This is a genomic window from Sphingomonas sp. NY01, from assembly GCF_038809135.1.
Taxonomy (GTDB): Bacteria; Pseudomonadota; Alphaproteobacteria; order Sphingomonadales; family Sphingomonadaceae; genus Sphingomonas; species Sphingomonas carotinifaciens.
The window spans coordinates 1,705,562-1,724,597 of the sequence record NZ_CP101722.1; the positions used below are offsets into that span (position 1 = coordinate 1,705,562).

Sequence of the window (19,036 nt, forward strand, 5' to 3'; positions counted from 1 at the left end):
GATCAGAGGCTAAGGGGGTGACGGATCATGCGCATCGCCTTCCTCTATATCGCCGAAGCCTATCAGTGCTACCATGGCGCGGCCATCGCGTTCGAATTGGCGCGCCGTCCCGGCTGGTCGGTGGTCAACTACCATAACGATCCCGAAACGCCGCATCACCTGGAGCGGATACGTGCCGCCTACGGCGTGCCGCCGATCGAAACCCGCCGCCTGCACCGGTCGCCGCTCACCGTCGCGCTTCAGCGGCTGAAGCGGCTGGGCATGTTCAAGGATCTGGTGATGCGCGACAATGCCGCCGAACTGGACGGCTATGACGCGATCTTCGCGGTGGAGGATACGGCGGCGGCGCTACGCCGCCTCGGCGTCCGGCGCCCCCGGCTGATCTACCATCCGCACGGCGTCGGCGACCGGGCGCGCGGCTTCGTGCGCGACATCGCGGTCTTCGACCATGTCCTGCTCGCCGGGCCCAAGACTGCCGAGCGCATGCTGCGCGAGGGGCTGATCCGCCCCGACGCCTATACGCTCACCGGGTCGGTGAAGCTGGAAACCGGCTTCCGCGTCGGGGAGGTCGCAGCGCCGCTCTTTTCGCAAGCCGCGCCCACCGTCTTCTACAACGCCCACAAGGAACCGCGCCTGACCTCCTGGCATCGCTTCATCGAACCGATGCTCGCCGGCTTCGCGGCCGATCCCTCCCTCAACCTGATCGTCGCCCCCCACGTCAAACTCTTCCGCCGACACCCCGAACGACACCACACAAATTGGCGCGCGCGCAGTACCCCCAACGTCCTCATCGACCCCGGCTCCGACCGCTCCGTCGACATGACCTACGCCGTCGCCTCCGACATCTATGTCGGCGACGTCAGCAGCCAGGTGTACGAATTCCTGATGCGCCCGCGCCCCTGCGTCTTCCTGAACGCCCACCGCATCGACTGGCGCGACGACCCCAGCTTCGCCCACTGGCACCTCGGCGACGTCGTCGACGACCCTGCCGACCTGATGGCGGCGATCCACGCCGCGCCCGCGCGTCACGCCCTCTACCGCGCCCGGCAGGAAGCGATGGCCGATGCCTCGCTCGGCGACCGGTCGCCCGGTGCCGCTGCCCGGGCGGCACAGGCCGTCGCGGCGGTGCTGGCGCGGTGAAGGTCGGCTTCCTCTTCAACCACGATGCGCTTCATCAGATCGGCCATACCGCGCCGATCATCGCGCAGATCGCGACTTTCCCGGATGTTCAAGTCCACGTCCTGACCAGCTCGCCCGAGCAGCAGGCGCGGGTGTGCGACGTGATCGGCACGGAGATGGCCGCCCGCGTAACCTTCGTCTCCCTCGATATCGGCGCGCTTGCCCGTGCGCTCGATGCCGGGCTGCGCTGGATCGCGCCCTTTCGCCGGGTCGCGATATTGCGCGAAAACCTGCTCGCCTTTGCGGCGCTCGATGTTCTGGTGGTGCCCGAGACGACCTCGCTGCTGCTGCGCGACCGCTTCGGCCTGCGCGATCTCCGCTATGTTTGGCTTCCCCACGGCGCCGGCGACCGATCGGTGGGGTACCGGGGCGTCATGCGTGGCTTCGACCTCGTATTGCTGTCCGGGCAGAAGGTGCATGACCGGATGCAGGCGATGGGCCTGATCGCGCCGGGCCAGGCGCGGATCATCGGCTATCCCAAGTTCGACACGATCGATTTCACCACGCCGCCCAAGCCGTTGTTCGACAATGACCGCCCGACCGTCCTCTACAATCCGCATTTCGATCCTCGTCTGTCGTCCTGGTACGGCATGGGGGAGGGGGTGATGGACTGGTTTGCCGGACAGGACCGCTTCAACCTGATGGTCGCGCCCCACGTCATGCTGTTCCGCAGGCGCATCCATGCCTCCGTCGAGCATGCTCGCCTGCGCTGGCGCCGCGACCTCGCCCATCGCTACCGCGCTTGCCCGAACATCCGCTTCGACCCCGGCAGCACCGCCTCCGTCGACATGACCTACACCCGCGCCGCCGACATCTACCTCGGCGACGTCAGCAGCCAGATCTACGAATGGATCGCCCGCCCACGCCCCGCCGTCTTCCTCAACCCGGCCAAGGTCGAATGGACATCCGACCCCAACTTTGCCCATTGGCATCTGGGGCGCGTGGTGGATGATATCTCCGCCCTCGGCCCCGCCATCGACAGCGCGCAGGCGGAGTTCGCCGGCTACCGAGCGGCCCAAGAAGCGGCCTTCCGCCATACCTTCGATCAAGGCGCCGAACCCGCCGCCCTGCGCGCCGCGCGCGCGATCGTGGAGCGGTTCGGCAAAGACGCCAAGGACGGGGGGAAACCATAACCGACGGTCGCGAAGAAGCGTGTGCGGCTATAGCAATGCCGCCGGGACTCGCGACCGCAACGATGGGCTACCGGTGGATGCGCAACATGATCGGCGAATCCGGCGGCGGCGTGTATCGCCTGCACGGCAGACAGGATGCACCCGATCTCTTCCTGAAGCATGGTCGGGGCATGGTGGCCGAAGACATCGCCGACGAAATGGTCCGCCTGCGCTGGCTGAGCAATCACATAGCCGTGCCGACCATTCGGCATTTCGTCCATACGGGGGACGAGGCTTGGTTGTTGATGACGGCCATACCCGGCCAGACGGCATATCAGCATCTGACGGCTCGTCCGCGCGATCGCCTTGCCGTGGTAGATGCATTGGCCACGTTCCTCCGGCAGCTTCACGCCATTCCGGTCGACACATGCCCCTTCATCAGCGACCATCATCATCGCCTGATGCAAGCCAGAGCGCGCATCGACCAGGGTCTCGTCGCCGAAGATGAATTCGATGAGGAACGCGAAGGCCGGTCGGCCGAGGAGGTATGGCAAGCCATGCAGGCCCTGATGCCGTTCACCCCCGAACGCGTCGTGACCCATGGCGACTTCTCGCTCGACAACATCTTGCTGGAAGATGGCCAGGTCGTTGGGCTGATCGATGCCGGACGGGTCGGCATCGCCGACCGCTACCAGGATATTGCGATCCTGTGGAACTGTCTGGGTGAGTTCGACGATGCGCTTCGTTCACACTTCCTGAGGCGCTACGGAGTTGCGGACGTGGACGATCGCAAACTGCAATTTCACCTCATGCTGGATGAAATGTTCTAAGCTGCGGCATCACTCCGAAATTGCGCATATCCTTTTCACCACCGCTCGATCGGCCACCCGCGCTCCACCGCCAGTGCGGTCATCCTTTTACCCGGGCTGACCACCACCGGCTCGTCTGCCCAGGCAAAGGTCGGCGCATCGGACGCGTGATCCGAATAAAAGCGCACATGCGACTCCGCGCGGTCAACACCCTGACCAGCCAGCCAATCCCGGATCATCGCCAGCTTGGCCGGGCCGTAACAGTTCGCGCCCGACAGCGCCGGCACGATCCGCCCGGTGGTATCCCGCATCACCTCCGTCGCGATCAGGTCCTCGACGCCCAGCCGACCGGCAATCGCCTGTGCATAAAAGCGATGCGCGGCCGTCGCGATGACGATGCGGTAGCCCGCCGCCCGGTCCGCCGCCATCCGTTCCCTTGCGCCTGCCCGGATGTTGCCGTCGTCCGTCATGGCGGCGAATGCCTCCGCCAGCGCGGTCGATCTGGCTTCGTCCAGCGCCGCACCCAGCATCAGCCGGTGCATGATCGGCTTCAACCGGTCACGGTCGTACAGCTTCAGCGCGTGCAGCAATGCGGCACCCGCGGCCACCGGCGCCATCGCCATGCGCCAACTCCCGCGCGCGGCATGGAGCAGGAAGGGGGTCCAGGTCGGCGCGCGTGTGATCGTGCGGTCCAGATCGTAGATGGCGATGCGCTGCATCAACCGGCATCCAGTGTCCGCACCAGCGCCAGATCTTCCGGCTTGTCGACATCCACCGCCGCGCGTCCGAACGGGCTGGCGACCATCGCGGCGCGCACCCGCGCAGTCTCCCCGATCCGCTGCAATGCCATGTCCAGCGTCAGCCGCCCCGCCAGGTAGTGCAGCAGCAGCCCCGGCCCCAGCCGACGCACGATCCGCCAGGGCCGCTTGCGATCCCGCTCCACCCGCTGCCAGAGCGCCACCGCGTCGGCTGCCGCGGCAGTCTGCAACAGGAACAGGTTGCAACCCGACCAGGCGCCATCGGCAAAGCGCAGATAGGTACGCTGCGTACCGGGCACGTCACGCTCGATCACGTCACGCCGTGCCAACAGCACCGCGACATCGGCGTCCGTCGGCACGTCGGCGATGAACCGGGAGATCCATCCGGCCTCCAGCAGGGCATGGTCCGCGGTCGTCACGAGCAACGGCGCGCCAAGCTGTTCCAATCCTGCGGCCGTACTCACGCTCGGGCCCGCCGCTGCCTGCAGCACTTCGGCGCCCAATGCTGTCGCCGCCTGGGCTACAGCGGTGGAGGATGCCGCCACCATGATGCGATCCGCGCCGGCCGCGCGCACCGCCTCCACGACCCTGGCCAGCATCGTGCGACCACCGACCAAGGCCAGCGCCTTGTCGCTCACCCCGGCATGCAGCGCGACCGGGTCTGGGCCGCCGCGGGAGCCGGCCAGGATCAGCGCGTGGAAGCTCATCGTGCCGCCTCTGCCGACCGCGCGCGCATCACCCGCCACAACACCGCCGGTGCCGCCAGCACGGGGTGCCGTTCGCGCCATGGGGTCAGGGGGATGTGGATGCCGGTATGCCGCTCGATCTTCCACAGGCCGTATCGGGCCGCCCCGTCGAAGGTGAAGGCCGCCTTCACCAGCCGCGCCACGTTCAACGGCCTGCCCGCACGCCGCCGCGCCTGCCACCGCCGTAGCCGGTATGCGCGGTCGACCGAGGGCGTCAGCAACTCGCCGTGGGTGTCGTACCCGATGCCGCCTGCGTTCCAGGCCAGCGGCAACAGACGCTGCCACCGCGCCGGATCGTAGCGCAGGATCTGGTCCTCGCGACCGGGCTTCTCCACGCGCAGTTCGGCCCGGTAGGTCTGACGGAACAGCGCCCGCCAATAACTTTCGGCGGTGCCGTTCTCAGGGCCCAGCGCCGCGGCATATCCCGCCGCCGTCACCGCCGCTGCCGCCACACTCGCGCGAACCTGGGCCGCGGTGTCCGCATCCCGAACCCAGGCCAGCGCCGCCGGCTGCACGAACCGCGTCCAGATCGTCGTATCCAGCATCCGCCCCGATGCGGCATCCTCAAAGGTCTGCAGCGGCATCGTCGCGACCTTCGCCCGCAGCACGGCATCACCGATCGCCATTTCGTGAAAGCTCACATCGGGCCACAGCCACCGGGTCGCCGTCCGGTGCAGCACGTCGCCACGACGCGCATCGGTCAGGACGTAGAAATCCAGCACGCCGTCCAGATCGCCGGTCCGCAGCACCGATCCATAGAACAGGACGGCGGCGACATCCGCATCGCCCGCCAGGCGTTCCGCCATCATCGCGATGGGCGGGGGCAGGGGCGTCGCCAGCTCCGCGGCGACGAAGTCGTCCAGCGTCATCGTACGGCTCAGGGCACCACGAAGTTGAGCGCGCGGCCCTGGGCAACGATCAACTCGCCACCGGCATAGGTCTCACCATCCAGCACGAAGCCGGTGTCCAGCGTCAGGCCGACGCGGTTCGCATCCAGCCGGTGATAGCCGGCGCGCGCCAGCCATCCCGCCTCCGACCCCGCCACCAGGATCGGTGCGGAGACGAACAGCGCCTTCGGAGGGGCGTCAACCCCCAGCAGCTTCATGCCGGGACGCGGCCGACCGAACGGCTTCAATCCGAGCGGCAGGCGCTCCAGCGTCGATGCCAGCAGCAGGTAGAAGGGCCGCTCCACGCTGCGCCCGTCATCCAGTTCGACCCGGATCGGATCGCCGCGCCGCCAGACATTGTCGCGACCGCCGAACAACGTCTGCGCGATCCCGCCTGCCAGCGACAGTCCGACCGCCAGGCCGTTGAAGGCGCCGATCCGGTGGGTTTCCTGGGCCAGCGCCGTGGCACGCACGAACGCGCCGGCGCCGAACAGAAAGCCGACCCGCATCGGCTCACGACCGTCCACCCGGCGGATTTCCACGGGCGAACGCTGCGTGCGCGACGGGCCATGGATCGCCTCGATCGCCGCCTTGATCGTCCAGTTGGTGGGGACGCCAAGGTCGATGGCCAGAGCATTGGTCTTGCCCGCCGGCACGACCGCGATATCCGGCATCGCGTCGCCAAAATGCTGGGCCGCGGCGGTAATGACATCGCGGATCGTACCATCACCGCCGTCGATCAGCAGCGCGTCGATCCCACGCAACGCGAAACGGGCAAGAACCGCGTGCAATTCCTCCTGCGTGCGCGGTGCGGCAAAGTCGATGCCCGACGCACTGGTGAACGGCGAGAATTCACGGGTCAGGTTGCGGTGCGCGCGGGCGTTGCAGATCACGCCGATCCGCTGCACCCCGCCCAGTCGCCGCCCGTCCAGACGCACGGTCTGGGCCGGGCGCCGGACGCGGAACTCCGCCGAGGTCAGCCGCGCCAGCCCGCCGTCGATCCGGCCGATCAACCCATCACTTCCGTCGATCGGCATCCTGATCGGCATCGACCACTTTATCCTTCGCTGGCCGCACACGGCATGAACATCTTCAGCCATGTTCGTGGAATAAGGCCATTTTCAGGCGAGTTGTTACAAAAGCGTCATATTCTCCCTCAGCGCAATGGATACAAGGGGTTGGCGGCCTTGATCACTCCAGATCATTCTCGCTGACGATCACCACCGGCTGCTCCATGTCACGGCCCAGCGCGGTCAGGGCCGCCTCCAGGATGTCGTCGCTGTACCGTTCGAAAATCTCGATGGCGTCGCCATCCGGCGCGTCGCCGCCAAGCGCTTCCAGCAGGTCGTATTGGACGGCGAACTGATATTCCTCGCCGTCGATCTCGCCCACGAACTCGACCTGCCGGTCCCCGGCATTGTCCTCCAGCGTGCCCTTCACGATGGTCAGCGCGTCATCGGCCATTGTCACTCTCGTCCCTTCCAGTGGCATGTGGGGGAGGGGACGCAACATCGCCGCAAAGGGTTCCATGCTGCCCCGCTGAACGCGCACGAAAAAAGCCGGGCAGCATGAACTGCCCGGCTTTCCGAGAGGCCGGCGAAAAACCGGATCGATCATTCGATCCGCTTGGCCAGCTCCTTGTTGATGCCCAGCGCCGCCAGCGTGCAGATCGCACCCGACAGCAGGTAGAAACCGACCGACAGCAACCCGAAATGCGCCGCCAGCAACAGCGCGGCCAGCGGCGCGAAGCCTGCGCCGATCAGCCATGCCAGATCCGACGTGATCGCCGCACCGGTATAACGGCGCATGGCCGAGAAGCCCGAATTCACCGCGCCCGAGGACTGGCCGAACGCCAGGCCCAGCAGCACGAAACCCAGGATCATGTATGACAGCTCGCCCCAGCCGCCATTGTCGAGCAGCTGCGGCGCAAAGCCGCTATAGGCCGCGATCAGCGCGGCGGAGGTGCCGAGCAGCGTGCGCCGCCCGACGCGGTCGGCGATCATGCCCGAGGCGAGGATGGCGAGCACGCCGAACACGGCGCCCAGCATCTCGATCAACAGGAAGTCGGTCGGCTGCTCCCGGTTGAACAGCACGACCCAGGACAGCGGAAACACGGTGACGAGGTGGAACAGCGCAAAGCTGGCAAGCGGTGCGAACGCGCCCAGCACCACGGTGCGGCCCTCTTCGCGCAGCGTCTCGCCCACCGGTGCCGGCTGCAGATCGCGGGTTTCGAACAGTCGCTGGAATTCCGGCGTCGCCACGATGCGCAGCCGTGCGAACAGCGCCACCACGTTGATCGCGAAGGCGACGAAGAAGGGGTAGCGCCATCCCCAGTCAAGGAAGTCGGCGCGGCTCAGCGTTGCCATGAAAAAGGCGAACAGACCGCTGGCGACCAGCAGGCCCAGCGGCGCCCCCAGTTGCGGGACCATCGCATACCAGCCGCGCTTGTTCTCCGGCGCGTTCAGCGACAGGAGCGAGGGCAGGCCGTCCCATGCGCCGCCAAGCGCGATACCCTGCGCCGCGCGGAAGATCGCCAGCAACACGGCAGCGGCCGTGCCGATCTGGGCATAACCGGGCAGGAAGGCGATCGCCATCGTCGATCCGCCAAGCAGGAACAAAGCGATGGTCAGCTTTACACCGCGGCCATGCCGGCGATCGATCGCCATGAAGCCGAAGGTGCCGATCGGCCGCGCGATGAACGCCAGCGCGAACAGCGCAAAGGAATACATCGTACCCGTCAGCGCATCGACATACGGAAAGATCAGCGACGGGAAGACCAGCACCGATGCGATCGCATAAACGAAGAAGTCGAAGAATTCGGAGGTACGGCCGATGATGACGCCGATTGCGATCTCGCCCGGTGCGATGCGATGCTCGCGCGCGTTGACGAGGCGGGCGTCCCGCTCGAGGGGCGTCGAGCTCGACGCGGTTAGTTCTGCGCTCATGGCTGCCGGTCCTGACTGCATATCACGTTCCGGGTTCCCGCGGTGCAACGCGCGCAAACCCTCTGATTGCATGGCCCTATGCGCCTTTCCGCTACCTGGGGGGATTGGACAAACTGTCCAATGTGCGCAGGTGCAGCAAAGGCGTAGCGGCGCGGTCGATATGCTTCATTCCTCGAGCCTTGCGCGCGTGCGCTCCCTTCGCCGGGCCGCCCCGCCCCTCCTTGCCTTGCCGATCCTGGCCATGCTGGGTGGATGCGACGCGGTTGTGATGAACCCGGCCGGCGATGTTGCCGTGCAGCAGCGCGATCTCGTGCTGATCTCGACCGGGCTGATGCTGCTCATCATCATCCCCGTCATGATCCTGACCTGCCTGTTCGCGTGGAAGTACCGGGCCGCGAACAAGGAGGCGGATTATGATCCGCATTTCGACCATTCGACCCCGCTCGAACTCGTCATCTGGGCCGCCCCGCTGCTGATCATCATCTGCCTGGGCGCCGTCACCTGGACCAGCACCCACCTGCTCGATCCCTATCGCCCGATCGAGCGCACTGCGCCGGGCAAGAAGGTGGCGCAGGACGTCCGCCCGCTGGAGGTGCAGGTCGTCTCGATGGACTGGAAGTGGCTGTTCATCTACCCGGAACAGGGCATCGCGACCGTCAACCAGCTTGCGCTGCCCGTTGATCGCCCGGTCCGTTTCCGCCTGACCGGCACCAGCGTGATGAACGCCTTCTACGTGCCCACTATGGCCGGCATGATCTACACCATGCCGGGCATGGAAACCGCGCTGCATGCGGTGATCAACAAGCCGGGTACGTTTGACGGCTTCTCGTCGCACTATAGCGGCGCCGGCTTCTCCGACATGAACTTCAAGGTCTATGCCATGCAGGACGGCGCCTTCGACCAGTGGGTCGCGGGCGTGAAGGGCGGGCAGGGCAGCCTCAGCCGCGCGACCTTCGTGCAGCTTGAAAAGCCCAGCGAGAAAGTGCCGCCGATGCGCTTCTCGGCGGTCGCGCCCGGACTGTTCGATCTGATCGTCAATCGCTGCGTCGAGCCGGGCAAGCCGTGCATGAGCGACGTCATGATGCACGATCGCAAGGCCGGCGGCGACCCGCACAAGATCGAGGCCGGGGAGGGCAATCCGCCCGTCAACAACACCGGGCCGATGCATGGCGACGCCACCAAGGGCGCGCTCCAGAAGTCGCCTGACGAGATCGAGACGGCGCCGCACCAGAGCAAGGAACCCCTGCCGGCGCCGGGCAACACCGATCCCGGTAATGCAAAGAACCGCCGCATGAGCTTCACCACCACCCCGCGCATCCCCGGCACTGCCGGTGTGGATCGCGGTTGAGGTATTCGATCATGGATCAAACACTCATCAAGACCATCTTCGGGCGGCTATCGTTCGAATCCTTTCCCATCCATGAGCCGATCCTCGTGGCGACCTTTGCCGGCGTGCTGGTGGGCGGCCTTGCCGTGCTCGGCCTGCTGACCAAGTACAAGCTGTGGGGCTATCTCTGGAAGGAGTGGTTCACCAGCGTCGACCACAAGAAGATCGGCATCATGTACATGGTGCTGGGCGTCATCATGCTGCTGCGCGGCTTTGCCGACGCACTGATGATGCGCGGCCAGCAGGCCATCTCGTTCGGCGCAAACGAGGGCTACCTGAACGCTCATCACTATGATCAGGTGTTCACCGCCCACGGCGTCATCATGATCTTCTTCGTCGCCATGCCGATGGTGACCGGCCTGATGAACTACGTCCTGCCGCTCCAGATCGGCGCGCGGGACGTGTCGTTCCCGTACCTGAACAATCTCAGCTTCTGGATGACGGTCGGCGGCGCTGTCCTCATCATGATGTCGCTGTTCATTGGCGAATTCGCGCGGACTGGCTGGCTGGCCTTCCCGCCGCTGTCGGGGCTCGATTACAGCCCGGATGTCGGCGTCGATTACTATCTATGGGCCTTGCAGGTGGCCGGTGTCGGCACGACGCTGTCCGGCATCAACCTGGTCGCGACGATCATCAAGATGCGCGCGCCCGGCATGACCATGATGAAGCTGCCGGTCTTCACCTGGACCGCTCTGTGCACCAACGTGCTGATCGTCGCGAGCTTCCCCGTCCTCACCGCCACGCTGACCCTGCTGACGCTCGACCGCTATGTCGGTACGAACTTCTTCACCAACGATGCCGGCGGCAATCCGATGATGTATTTCAACCTCATCTGGATCTGGGGCCATCCGGAGGTCTACATCCTCATCCTGCCGGCGTTCGGCATCTTCTCGGAAGTCACCTCGACCTTCTCGGGCAAGCGCCTGTTCGGCTACACCTCGATGGTCTACGCCACAATCGTCATCACGATCCTGTCGTACCTCGTCTGGCTGCACCACTTCTTCACCATGGGCTCCGGCGCCAGCGTCAACTCGTTCTTCGGCATCACCACCATGGTGATCTCGATCCCGACGGGCGCCAAGATCTTCAACTGGCTGTTCACCATGTACAAGGGGCGCATCCGGTTCGAGCTGCCGATGATGTGGACGGTGGCGTTCATGCTGACGTTCGTGATCGGCGGCATGACGGGCGTGCTGCTGGCAGTGCCGCCGGCGGACTTCGTGCTGCACAACTCGCTGTTCCTGATCGCGCATTTCCATAACGTGATCATCGGCGGCGTGCTGTTCGGCATGTTTGCGGGCATCAACTACTGGTGGCCGAAGGCGTTCGGCTTCAAGCTGGACGAGAAGTGGGGCAAGCTGTCCTTCTGGTGCTGGGTCATCGGCTTCTGGGTCGCGTTCGCGCCGCTCTACGTGCTGGGCCTGATGGGCGTCACCCGTCGTCTGCGCCACTTCGAGGACCCCTCACTCCAGATCTGGTTCATCATTGCCGCAATCGGTGCTGCGATCATCGCGGTGGGCATCGCTGCCTTCCTGATCCAGATCGGCGTGTCGATCCTGAACCGTGATAAGCTGCGCGACCTGACGGGCGATCCCTGGGGTGGCCGCACGCTGGAATGGTCGACCTCGTCGCCGCCGCCGCACTACAACTTCGCGTTCACGCCGATCATCCACGACCTGGATGCCTGGCACGACATGAAGGACAAGAAGTATGAGCGTCCGGTGAAGGGCTATCGCCCGATCCACATGCCCCGGAACACGGGCACCGGCGTCATCATTGCCGGGCTCAGCGTGGCCTTCGGCTTTGCGATGATCTGGTACATGTGGTGGCTCGCCGCACTCAGCCTTGTCGCCATCCTCGGCGTCGCGATCGGTCATACCTTCAACTACGACCGCGACTATTACATCCCCGTCGACGAAGTCGCCCATGAAGAGGACGAGCGCACCAAGCTGCTCGCCCAGGGAGCCTGAGCATGTCCACCGACGTCCTGAGCCAGGACCCCACCAAGAACCCGACCTTCTACGTGGTCGAGGACGATGACCATCATCACGAAACCGGCGGCAGCACCGCCATCGGTTTCTGGATGTACCTGATGAGCGACTGCCTCATCTTCGCCATCCTGTTCGCCACGTACGGCGTGCTGGGGACGAGCTATGCGGGCGGGCCGACCCCGCGGGAGATCTTCGAGCTTCCGCTGGTCGCGCTCAACACCTCGATGCTGCTGCTGTCGTCGATCACCTATGGCTTCGCCATGATCGCGATGGAGAAGGGGCTGAAGGGGCAGGTTCAGACCTGGCTGGCGATCACCGGTCTGTTCGGCGCGGCGTTCCTTTCGATCGAGCTCTACGAGTTCGCGAACCTCATCCATGAGGGCGCGACGCCGCAGCGCTCGGCCTTCCTGTCGTCCTTCTTCACGCTGGTCGGCACGCATGGCCTGCACGTCACCTTCGGCATCATCTGGCTGGTGACGCTGATGGTGCAGGTCGGCCGCCTCGGTCTGACCGCGGACAACAAGCGCCGCTTGATGTGCCTGTCGATGTTCTGGCACTTCCTCGACGTCGTCTGGATCGGCGTCTTCACCTTCGTCTATCTGCTCGGAGTCCTCCGGTGAGCCTCGACAACCACGCCAATCACGACGCCGACCTGCACTCGCACGGCGACACGCACGGCCATGGCTCGATGAAGGGCTATATGATCGGCTTCGTCCTGTCGGTCATCCTGACGGCGATCCCCTTCTGGCTCGTCATGACTGGTGCCCTGGGCGACACACAGGCGACCGCCCTGACGATCATGGCCTTCGCCTTCGTGCAGATCATCGTCCACATGATCTACTTCCTTCACATGAACACCAGTTCGGAAGGGGGCTGGACGATCATGGCGCTTGCCTTCACCGTCGTACTGGTCGTCATCACGCTCAGCGGATCGATCTGGGTCATGTATCACATGAACACCAACATGATGCCGCAGATGGCCGCCGAAGCCATGGGCGCCATGTGACCGACAAGGGCGAACCGGCGCGGGGTTCCGGCCGGTTCGTCCTGGCCGCGCTCGGGGTGGCGCTCGTCGCGCTGTTCCTCGCGCTGGGCACCTGGCAGGTGCAGCGCCGCGCATGGAAGCTGGACCTGATCGCAAAGGTGGAGGCCAGGCAGCGCTCAGCTCCCATTCCTGCACCGCGAAGCGCCGGCGCCGACGATATCTATACCCGCGTCTATGCCACCGGGCGTTTTCTGCACGAGCGCACCGTGCTGACCCAGGCGGTAACCGTCCACGGACCCGGTTTCTGGGTCGTGACGCCGCTGCAAACCTCCAACTTCATCCTGCTGGTCAATCGCGGCTTCGTGCCCAGCCGTACCGGCTTTTCACGCCCCACCGGGATCGTCCGCATCACCGGTCTGATCCGCATGTCCGAACCCAAGGGGGGCTTCCTGCGCAACAACGATCCCGTCGCCGATCGCTGGTACTCGCGCGATGTCGCCGCGATCGCTGCGGCAAAGGAACTGGGGGCGGTGGCGCCCTACTTCATTGACGCCTCGGGACCTGCGGCGCCCGGCGGTCCCATTTCTGGCCTGACGCAGACGACCTTTCCCAATTCGCATCTCAGCTATGCGCTGACCTGGTACACGCTGGCACTGATGTCGGTCGTGGGGACGGTTATCGCGATCCGCCGCGGCCGTCGATGAGCGACCGCCCGATCCTACCCTTCACGATACGGCCCCGCGACCCCGATGTCGCCGCCGGCACCGCCAATATGCGCCAGCTCATCCATTTGCGCTGGCTTGCGGTCGCGGGGCAATTGCTGACCATCATCGTCGTCAGCCAGGTGATGGCCGTCCCCCTGCCGCTCGCGCCGATGCTCGGCGTCGTTGCCATGGCGGCGATCGTCAACCTCGCCAATCACATCAGACTGCGCTTCGACAAAGTCACGAACACCGAACTCCTCTTCGCCCTGATGTTCGACGTCGGAACGCTCACCCTGCAACTCTTCCTCTCCGGCGGCGCCACCAACCCGTTCATCTCCCTCTATCTCGTGCAGGTAGTCCTGGGCGCGGTTCTGCTGGAGCGCTGGTCGGCATGGGCTCTGGCGGCGCTCACCATCCTGTGCTTCGGATTGTTGTCGCTTCATAACCGTCCGCTGGCATACCCGCCTTGGCTGTTCGGAGATATTGCCGGGCTTCATACCTGGGGAAACTGGCTTGGGTTCGCGTTGGTCGCGACGCTGCTGATCCTGTTCGTCACCCGGATCAGCCGTAATCAACGCAATAGCGCCGGGCGGCTGGCCGATCTGCGCCAGCAGGCGTCCGAGGAGGAGCATATCGTTCGTATGGGCCTGCTCGCATCAGGCGCGGCGCACGAGCTTGGCACCCCCTTGGCCAGCCTGTCCGTCATTCTGGGCGATTGGCGGAGGATGCCGGGGTTGCGGGATGATCCGGTGTTGATGGGGGAGATCGCCGAGATGCAGGGGGAGGTGCAGCGTTGCAAGGCGATCGTGACGCGCATCCTGCAGTCGGCAGGGGAGCCGAGGGGAGAGGCGGCCATGGCGTCGAATGTCGGCGACTTCATCGGCGCGATCGTCGAAGGGTGGCGGGCAAGCCATTCCGCGATAACCCTGGAATATGAATGCGATGCGCAGGATGCCAGCATCGTGTCCGACCCCGCGATAAAACAGGCGGTGGTTAATGTTTTGGACAATGCTGGGGAGGCGTCTCCGGCGTGGGTTGGGTTGCGGGTTCGGCGGGAGGACGATGCCGTACGGCTGGTGGTGAGCGACCGTGGACCGGGCTTTACGCCGAAGACCCTGGAGCAGTTCGGAAAACCGACGCAGTCGACCAAGGGCGAAGGGCATGGCGTCGGCTTGTTTCTGGCCGCCATGGTGATGCGCAAGCTTGGCGGTTCGGCGGAGGCGCGCAACAGAAGCGGCCCCGATGGCGGTGCGGAGGTGACGTTGACGCTTCCCTTATCTACCATAGGCATCAACGAGCGAGACCAGGAACACGAAGCGAGAGGACAGACATGGCGGACGACCGGTCGCTGATCATCGTCGAGGATGACGAAACCTTCGCACGCACGCTGCAGCGATCGTTCGAGCGACGCGGTTATCATGTCACCGTCGCCGGGTCGCCGGATCAACTGGCGGATGTGCTGACGCGCGAGACGCCGGGCTATGCGGTGGTGGACCTGAAACTGGGGCAGGCCTCTGGGCTGACCTGCGTCAAGACGCTGCATGCGCATGATCCCGAGATGCTGATCGTCGTGCTGACCGGCTTTGCCAGCATTGCCACCGCGGTGGAGGCGATCAAGCTGGGAGCGTGCCATTATCTCGCCAAGCCGTCGAACACCGACGATATCGAGGCCGCATTCCACAAGGCGAGCGGCGACGCCACCACCGCGATCACCGACCGGCCCAGTTCGATCAAGACGCTGGAATGGGAGCGGATCAACGAAACGCTCGCCGACACCGGTTTCAACATATCCGAAACCGCACGCCGCCTGGGAATGCATCGCCGTACCCTGGCGCGCAAACTGGAGAAGCGACACGTGCCGTAGGGCGCCGGACCCGTCCGCTAGGGGAAAGGCCCGGGCCTACGAGCATGACGTCAGCCCGTCGGGCGCTGCGCTGCCACCCATTCGTCGATCTTGCGTTCCAGAACCGGCATCGGCAGCGATCCGCTGTCGAGCACCGCGGCATGGAAGCCACGCGGATCGAAGCGGTCGCCCAGCGCAGCCCTGGCCTTCGCCTTGGTCCGCAGGATCGTCAACTGACCCACCTTGTAGGCCAGCGCCTGACCCGGAATGGCGATGTAGCGTTCGACCTCCGCCGTAGCATCGGTCGGCGACATCGGCGAGTTGGCCAGCATATAGTCGATCGCCTGTTGCCGGGTCCAACCCTTGGCATGGATGCCGGTGTCGACGACAAGGCGCATCGCGCGCAGCATCTCGTCGCTCAACCCGCCCATGCGCTGATAGGGATCGGTTTCGAGGCCAAGCTCCGGCCACAGCGTCTCGGCATATAGCGCCCAGCCTTCGACATAGGCGGTATTGCCCCCGAACCGCATGAAGGCGGGTAGCGCGGTATTTTCCTGGGCGAGGCTGATCTGGAAGTGGTGACCCGGCACCGCTTCGTGCAGGTACAGCGTCTCGGTACCCCAGGTGTAGCGCGAAGGCAGGTCATAGGTGTTGTAGTAGAAGACACCCGGCCGCGATCCGTCGGGCGTGCCACCCTGGTAGGAACCACCGGCGTCGGTCTTCTCGCGGAACGCCGGCACCGGGCGGATTTCCAGCCGGGTTTTCGGCACCAGCGAAAATTGCGTGCCGATACGGGCGTTCACCCGCGCGGCAATCGCCTCATAGGCCCGGCGGAGTTCGTCCGGTGTCTTCGGCGCAAAGCGCGGGTCGCTGCGAAGATAGGTGAAGAAGGCCGGGAGCGTGCCCTTGAAGCCCGCGGCCTGCCGCTGTGCATCCATCTCCTTCAGAATGCGTGCGACCTCGGAAAGACCGAGCTGGTGTACCTCCTCGGCCTTGAGGGGCAGGGTGGTGTTCGACTCGATCAGATAGGCATAGAGCCGGTCGCCGCCGGGTAGCGCCGACAGGCCGATGGTCGGCCGCGCCGCGGGCAGATAGGTATCGGCCAGAAACGTACGCATCCGCCGTTCGGCCGGCAGGATCACATCGCGGACCTGCGCGGCATAGGCGGTTCGCAGGCGCGCCTGTTCGGCCGCGGGAATTGCGGCCGGGAAAGTTTTCACCGGGCCATAGAAGGACGATCCCTCGACGCCCTGGCCGATCAGATTGTCGAACTGGCCGATCATGTTCTGCACCACCAGCTTCGGCTGCACGACACCTGCGGCCATGCCTTGCCGGAAGCGGACGATCGCGGCGTCGAGCAGCCGGGCATAGTCCGCATTGCGGCGCAGATTGTTTTCGTAATCGACCACGGTGCGGAAGGGCGACGCACCCTCGGCCGATGCGACATCCGGGTAATAGGCCTGGATGCCGCCAAAGTGATCGAGTGGCAGCAGCCTGGATATCGCGACGAGATCGGGTGCCCAGCCCCGCAGCGTCAGGTTCGCCTGATGGCGAAATACGTTATAGGCCAGTTGGTCGACACGGCTGAGGCGCGAACGATCGATCCGGTCGAGGGCGGCAAGATCGTCCGCCGCCGCCTTGCGCTCGGCGGCCATGTACGCGTCGGAGAAGATATCGGCGAGGCCGGAGACATAGCGCAGATCCCCGCGATAGACGCCCGACAAGGGGTTGCGGCGCAGCGAGGCCTCGTCACTGTCGTGGAAGAGGCGCTTGAGCTTCACATCGGCGCGACTGTCGCCGGCGACCGGAGCAGGGGGCGGCACGGCCTGCGCCAATACGGGTGCGGCAGTGCCGGCGAGCAGAAGCGCGAAACAGGATCTGAGAAGCAAGGGATGATGTCTCCTGGAAGAGGAGACAGCCTAGTGGAGCGGATCGGTTTTCCGCAAGGTCGGGGCTACGCCGGCGGATGGGACGGCGGCTACCGGATCGGCGCAATTCGCGTGAACCGTTTGTCCTCACGCCACGGTTGGACCGGGAACGTGGTGGAACACGTTCCCGGTGCGTGCCCTCAGTGCTGGCGTGCCGATTGTGCGGCGGCGGTGCCGGCCGAACCGGCCGCCTTCGCGACGTCCGACAGGATCGACTTTGCGCGGTCCTTGGCCGCGTCCTTGGTCAATCCGCGCTGATCCAGCTCCTGCATGCCGGCTTCGCGGGCGGCCTGGGTGGCGGTCTTCACCGTTTCCGTGAGCTTGCGGCCCAGCGGGGCGAGCAGCGCCTTTTCGCGGGTGGAGCGCGGGATCAACGCGCCGACCAGCGCGCCCACGGCAAGACCACCCACTAGGATGCCGAGTGGGTTGGTTTCGATACGCGTCGCCGCCTGATGGGCGACATCGGCCGCCTTGTCCTTGGCTGCCTGCGTGCGGTCGGTGTGCGACGTATCGGCGTTAGAGGTGTCGGTCATGGATCACTCCTTCTCGGCAGCGGACCGGCCCCGCAAGGCGGGGTGTTTCGCTGGAATGTCATTGTTTTTGGGGCGGCGGCGGATCATGCGGCAAAGCGGCTTGCGGATAAGGAACAGGCCGAGCAGGCCGGTGGCCCCGGCGACCACGCCCGGATTGCGCCGGGCGTTGTCGACCCCGGTGTGTACCGCCTGCAGGCCGGCCTCCTTGGCCTCGCGCGCGAGCAGCTTGGGGTCGAGCCGGGCCTGCAACTGGCCGACGGTGTTCGACAGCCGTTCGCGTGCGGCAGCGGCCTGCGCCTCTGCATCTGCGAGGTGACGTACGGGCTCGTCGCTCATGCGCCATGCTCCGGCAGGATGGGTTGCTTCATGCGCGACTTGCCGATCATGGCCAGGATGCCGGCAACGACCAGCACCACGACGACGACAACGGCAGTGGCACCGAGCGGCCCGATCAGCGTCGCGAGCGACAATATCAACCCGACAAGCAGCGCGATCAGCCCCGCCAGGGCGAGAACGCCCGTCGCGACGAAGAATATGGCGGCAGACTTGTACCGCGATACCCGTTCCAGACCGCGTGCCTTGTACAGCGCGATCTCCGCGCCGACCAGGTTGCGACTGTCGTCGACGAGCCGCCCGACCAGCGTGGTCAGCGTCTCGCCCTCATCCGCGGGGGCGGGGGGCCGGATAGGCGACGACGCCTGCATCACGCGTCGCGCGGGTCCAGACCCGACTGAACGACGCGCGCGGCGACGAAGCCGAGCGCCGCAGCCACACCGATGGCGACCGCCGGACTGTTCCGCACAAAGGCGCGGGCATCGTCCAGAAGATCGTCGATCTGCTTGTCCTTGATCTGGCCGGAGAAGCCGGTGACGGTATCGGCGGCCGAACGGGCATATTGGCCATATTGCTCGCCAAGCTTCTCATCGACCTGGGCGGCGGCATCGGTCAGCAACTGCGCGAACTGATCGAGCGCATTGCCGGCGCGGGCCTTGCCGTCGTCGGCGAGTGCATAGATCTTGTCGGTCGCCTGCTGCTGCACCTTGGCGGCACCATCCTTGATCGCCTGCTTCGGGCTGGTCGGGGTAGCGCCATCCGTGGCATCGCTGCTCGTCCCGCTTTCGGCGGAAGCGTTTGATTCCGGGTTGAAATTCACGCCCGCGGTCTTCAGCGGCGCTGCCGGTTCGAACCCGGTCGCTGCCGGCGGTGTGGTGTCGTTGTCGGCCATGACG

21 protein-coding genes are annotated in these 19,036 nt (G+C 65.5%); 10 read left to right on the forward strand and 11 right to left on the reverse strand.

Translation table 11 applies throughout. The features are described from left to right. The first annotated feature begins 27 nt into the window (after nucleotides 1-27). The 3 genes from NPJ82_RS08345 to NPJ82_RS08355 all read left to right on the forward strand — a co-directional run bounded on the left by NPJ82_RS08345 (nucleotide 28) and on the right by NPJ82_RS08355 (nucleotide 3,121). Entirely contained in the window at nucleotides 28-1,140 is a 1,113-nt protein-coding gene (locus tag NPJ82_RS08345; RefSeq protein ID WP_342656990.1) for a CDP-glycerol glycerophosphotransferase family protein, read from the forward strand. Beyond that, nucleotides 1,137-2,312 (forward strand): hypothetical protein, encoded by a 1,176-nt coding sequence (locus NPJ82_RS08350; RefSeq protein WP_342656991.1) that lies wholly within the window; start codon nucleotides 1,137-1,139, stop codon nucleotides 2,310-2,312. The genes NPJ82_RS08345 and NPJ82_RS08350 overlap by 4 nt, the downstream gene beginning before the upstream one ends. Before the next feature lie 62 nt (nucleotides 2,313-2,374). Continuing rightward, the gene (locus tag NPJ82_RS08355; protein ID WP_342658988.1) at nucleotides 2,375-3,121 is read left to right on the forward strand and encodes an APH(3')-I family aminoglycoside O-phosphotransferase; all 747 of its coding nucleotides are present in this window, start codon (nucleotides 2,375-2,377) and stop codon (nucleotides 3,119-3,121) included. Nucleotides 3,122-3,156: 35 nt separating this feature from the next. Here NPJ82_RS08355 and NPJ82_RS08360 read toward each other — a convergent pair whose 3' ends face one another. The 6 genes from NPJ82_RS08360 to NPJ82_RS08385 all read right to left on the reverse strand — a co-directional run bounded on the left by NPJ82_RS08360 (nucleotide 3,157) and on the right by NPJ82_RS08385 (nucleotide 8,436). Then, the gene (locus NPJ82_RS08360; protein WP_342656992.1) at nucleotides 3,157-3,819 is read right to left on the reverse strand and encodes an HAD-IB family hydrolase; all 663 of its coding nucleotides are present in this window, start codon (nucleotides 3,817-3,819) and stop codon (nucleotides 3,157-3,159) included. After that, entirely contained in the window at nucleotides 3,819-4,565 is a 747-nt protein-coding gene (locus tag NPJ82_RS08365; protein WP_342656993.1) for a nucleotidyltransferase family protein, read from the reverse strand. The genes NPJ82_RS08360 and NPJ82_RS08365 overlap by 1 nt, the downstream gene beginning before the upstream one ends. Further along, nucleotides 4,562-5,473: a hypothetical protein gene (locus NPJ82_RS08370; protein ID WP_342656994.1), complete on the reverse strand. Its 912-nt coding sequence runs from the start codon at nucleotides 5,471-5,473 to the stop codon at nucleotides 4,562-4,564. The genes NPJ82_RS08365 and NPJ82_RS08370 overlap by 4 nt, the downstream gene beginning before the upstream one ends. Nucleotides 5,474-5,481: 8 nt before the next feature. Then, nucleotides 5,482-6,540, reverse strand: coding sequence for a diacylglycerol kinase family protein (locus NPJ82_RS08375; protein ID WP_342656995.1), 1,059 nt, complete (start codon nucleotides 6,538-6,540; stop codon nucleotides 5,482-5,484). Nucleotides 6,541-6,682: 142 nt separating this feature from the next. Then, on the reverse strand, nucleotides 6,683-6,955 hold the full coding sequence (locus NPJ82_RS08380) for a DUF1488 family protein (RefSeq protein WP_267349684.1): 273 nt from the start codon (nucleotides 6,953-6,955) through the stop codon (nucleotides 6,683-6,685). Nucleotides 6,956-7,104: 149 nt separating this feature from the next. After that, nucleotides 7,105-8,436 carry an MFS transporter gene (locus NPJ82_RS08385; RefSeq protein WP_342656996.1) on the reverse strand — a complete coding sequence of 444 codons (1,332 nt, stop codon included), beginning with the start codon at nucleotides 8,434-8,436 and terminating at the stop codon, nucleotides 7,105-7,107. A 241-nt stretch (nucleotides 8,437-8,677) separates the two neighbouring features. Here NPJ82_RS08385 and cyoA point away from each other — a divergent pair, with 241 nt between their 5' ends. The 7 genes from cyoA (at nucleotide 8,678) to NPJ82_RS08420 (ending at nucleotide 15,367) form a co-directional block, all read left to right on the forward strand. After that, nucleotides 8,678-9,784 carry a ubiquinol oxidase subunit II gene (gene cyoA, locus NPJ82_RS08390; protein ID WP_342658989.1) on the forward strand — a complete coding sequence of 369 codons (1,107 nt, stop codon included), beginning with the start codon at nucleotides 8,678-8,680 and terminating at the stop codon, nucleotides 9,782-9,784. 11 nt (nucleotides 9,785-9,795) lie between these two features. After that, nucleotides 9,796-11,793, forward strand: coding sequence for a cytochrome o ubiquinol oxidase subunit I (gene cyoB, locus NPJ82_RS08395; RefSeq protein ID WP_342656997.1), 1,998 nt, complete (start codon nucleotides 9,796-9,798; stop codon nucleotides 11,791-11,793). 2 nt (nucleotides 11,794-11,795) lie between these two features. Continuing rightward, nucleotides 11,796-12,434 (forward strand): cytochrome o ubiquinol oxidase subunit III, encoded by a 639-nt coding sequence (gene cyoC / locus NPJ82_RS08400; RefSeq protein WP_112383202.1) that lies wholly within the window; start codon nucleotides 11,796-11,798, stop codon nucleotides 12,432-12,434. A gap of 68 nt (nucleotides 12,435-12,502) precedes the next feature. Further along, a complete protein-coding gene (gene cyoD / locus NPJ82_RS08405; protein WP_112383363.1) occupies nucleotides 12,503-12,820 on the forward strand; it encodes a cytochrome o ubiquinol oxidase subunit IV in 318 nt (105 codons plus the stop codon). Then, a complete protein-coding gene (locus tag NPJ82_RS08410) occupies nucleotides 12,817-13,503 on the forward strand; it encodes an SURF1 family protein (RefSeq protein ID WP_342656998.1) in 687 nt (228 codons plus the stop codon). The genes cyoD and NPJ82_RS08410 overlap by 4 nt, the downstream gene beginning before the upstream one ends. Beyond that, a complete protein-coding gene (locus tag NPJ82_RS08415; protein WP_342656999.1) occupies nucleotides 13,500-14,855 on the forward strand; it encodes an ATP-binding protein in 1,356 nt (451 codons plus the stop codon). The genes NPJ82_RS08410 and NPJ82_RS08415 overlap by 4 nt, the downstream gene beginning before the upstream one ends. Next, complete coding sequence (locus NPJ82_RS08420; RefSeq protein ID WP_112383205.1) at nucleotides 14,834-15,367, forward strand: response regulator transcription factor; 534 nt, start codon at nucleotides 14,834-14,836, stop codon at nucleotides 15,365-15,367. The genes NPJ82_RS08415 and NPJ82_RS08420 overlap by 22 nt, the downstream gene beginning before the upstream one ends. A gap of 50 nt (nucleotides 15,368-15,417) precedes the next feature. On the opposite strand, the gene NPJ82_RS08425 is transcribed toward NPJ82_RS08420, so the two are convergent. The 5 genes from NPJ82_RS08425 to NPJ82_RS08445 all read right to left on the reverse strand — a co-directional run bounded on the left by NPJ82_RS08425 (nucleotide 15,418) and on the right by NPJ82_RS08445 (nucleotide 19,032). Beyond that, nucleotides 15,418-17,235, reverse strand: coding sequence for a DUF885 domain-containing protein (locus tag NPJ82_RS08425; protein WP_342657000.1), 1,818 nt, complete (start codon nucleotides 17,233-17,235; stop codon nucleotides 15,418-15,420). 179 nt (nucleotides 17,236-17,414) lie between these two features. Then, nucleotides 17,415-17,807, reverse strand: a complete 393-nt coding sequence (locus tag NPJ82_RS08430; protein ID WP_175580850.1) for a hypothetical protein — start codon at nucleotides 17,805-17,807, stop codon at nucleotides 17,415-17,417. 3 nt (nucleotides 17,808-17,810) lie between these two features. Further along, a complete protein-coding gene (locus tag NPJ82_RS08435) occupies nucleotides 17,811-18,143 on the reverse strand; it encodes a DUF3618 domain-containing protein (protein ID WP_112383207.1) in 333 nt (110 codons plus the stop codon). After that, entirely contained in the window at nucleotides 18,140-18,511 is a 372-nt protein-coding gene (locus tag NPJ82_RS08440) for a phage holin family protein (protein ID WP_342658990.1), read from the reverse strand. The genes NPJ82_RS08435 and NPJ82_RS08440 overlap by 4 nt, the downstream gene beginning before the upstream one ends. Next, complete coding sequence (locus tag NPJ82_RS08445; protein ID WP_342657001.1) at nucleotides 18,511-19,032, reverse strand: hypothetical protein; 522 nt, start codon at nucleotides 19,030-19,032, stop codon at nucleotides 18,511-18,513. The genes NPJ82_RS08440 and NPJ82_RS08445 overlap by 1 nt, the downstream gene beginning before the upstream one ends. Nucleotides 19,033-19,036: the final 4 nt, after the last annotated feature.

Coding starts and splice junctions, on each gene's coding strand:
- NPJ82_RS08345 (WP_342656990.1), top strand. CDS start 28: ATGCGCATCGCCTTCCTCTATATCGCCGAAGCCTATCAGTGCTACCAT.
- NPJ82_RS08355 (WP_342658988.1), top strand. CDS start 2,375: ATGGGCTACCGGTGGATGCGCAACATGATCGGCGAATCCGGCGGCGGC.
- NPJ82_RS08360 (WP_342656992.1), bottom strand. CDS start 3,819: ATGCAGCGCATCGCCATCTACGATCTGGACCGCACGATCACACGCGCG.
- NPJ82_RS08365 (WP_342656993.1), bottom strand. CDS start 4,565: ATGAGCTTCCACGCGCTGATCCTGGCCGGCTCCCGCGGCGGCCCAGAC.
- NPJ82_RS08370 (WP_342656994.1), bottom strand. CDS start 5,473: ATGACGCTGGACGACTTCGTCGCCGCGGAGCTGGCGACGCCCCTGCCC.
- NPJ82_RS08375 (WP_342656995.1), bottom strand. CDS start 6,540: ATGCCGATCAGGATGCCGATCGACGGAAGTGATGGGTTGATCGGCCGG.
- NPJ82_RS08380 (WP_267349684.1), bottom strand. CDS start 6,955: ATGGCCGATGACGCGCTGACCATCGTGAAGGGCACGCTGGAGGACAAT.
- NPJ82_RS08385 (WP_342656996.1), bottom strand. CDS start 8,436: ATGAGCGCAGAACTAACCGCGTCGAGCTCGACGCCCCTCGAGCGGGAC.
- cyoA (WP_342658989.1), top strand. CDS start 8,678: ATGCTGGGTGGATGCGACGCGGTTGTGATGAACCCGGCCGGCGATGTT.
- cyoB (WP_342656997.1), top strand. CDS start 9,796: ATGGATCAAACACTCATCAAGACCATCTTCGGGCGGCTATCGTTCGAA.
- cyoC (WP_112383202.1), top strand. CDS start 11,796: ATGTCCACCGACGTCCTGAGCCAGGACCCCACCAAGAACCCGACCTTC.
- cyoD (WP_112383363.1), top strand. CDS start 12,503: ATGAAGGGCTATATGATCGGCTTCGTCCTGTCGGTCATCCTGACGGCG.
- NPJ82_RS08415 (WP_342656999.1), top strand. CDS start 13,500: ATGAGCGACCGCCCGATCCTACCCTTCACGATACGGCCCCGCGACCCC.
- NPJ82_RS08420 (WP_112383205.1), top strand. CDS start 14,834: ATGGCGGACGACCGGTCGCTGATCATCGTCGAGGATGACGAAACCTTC.
- NPJ82_RS08430 (WP_175580850.1), bottom strand. CDS start 17,807: ATGACCGACACCTCTAACGCCGATACGTCGCACACCGACCGCACGCAG.
- NPJ82_RS08435 (WP_112383207.1), bottom strand. CDS start 18,143: ATGAGCGACGAGCCCGTACGTCACCTCGCAGATGCAGAGGCGCAGGCC.
- NPJ82_RS08440 (WP_342658990.1), bottom strand. CDS start 18,511: ATGCAGGCGTCGTCGCCTATCCGGCCCCCCGCCCCCGCGGATGAGGGC.
- NPJ82_RS08445 (WP_342657001.1), bottom strand. CDS start 19,032: ATGGCCGACAACGACACCACACCGCCGGCAGCGACCGGGTTCGAACCG.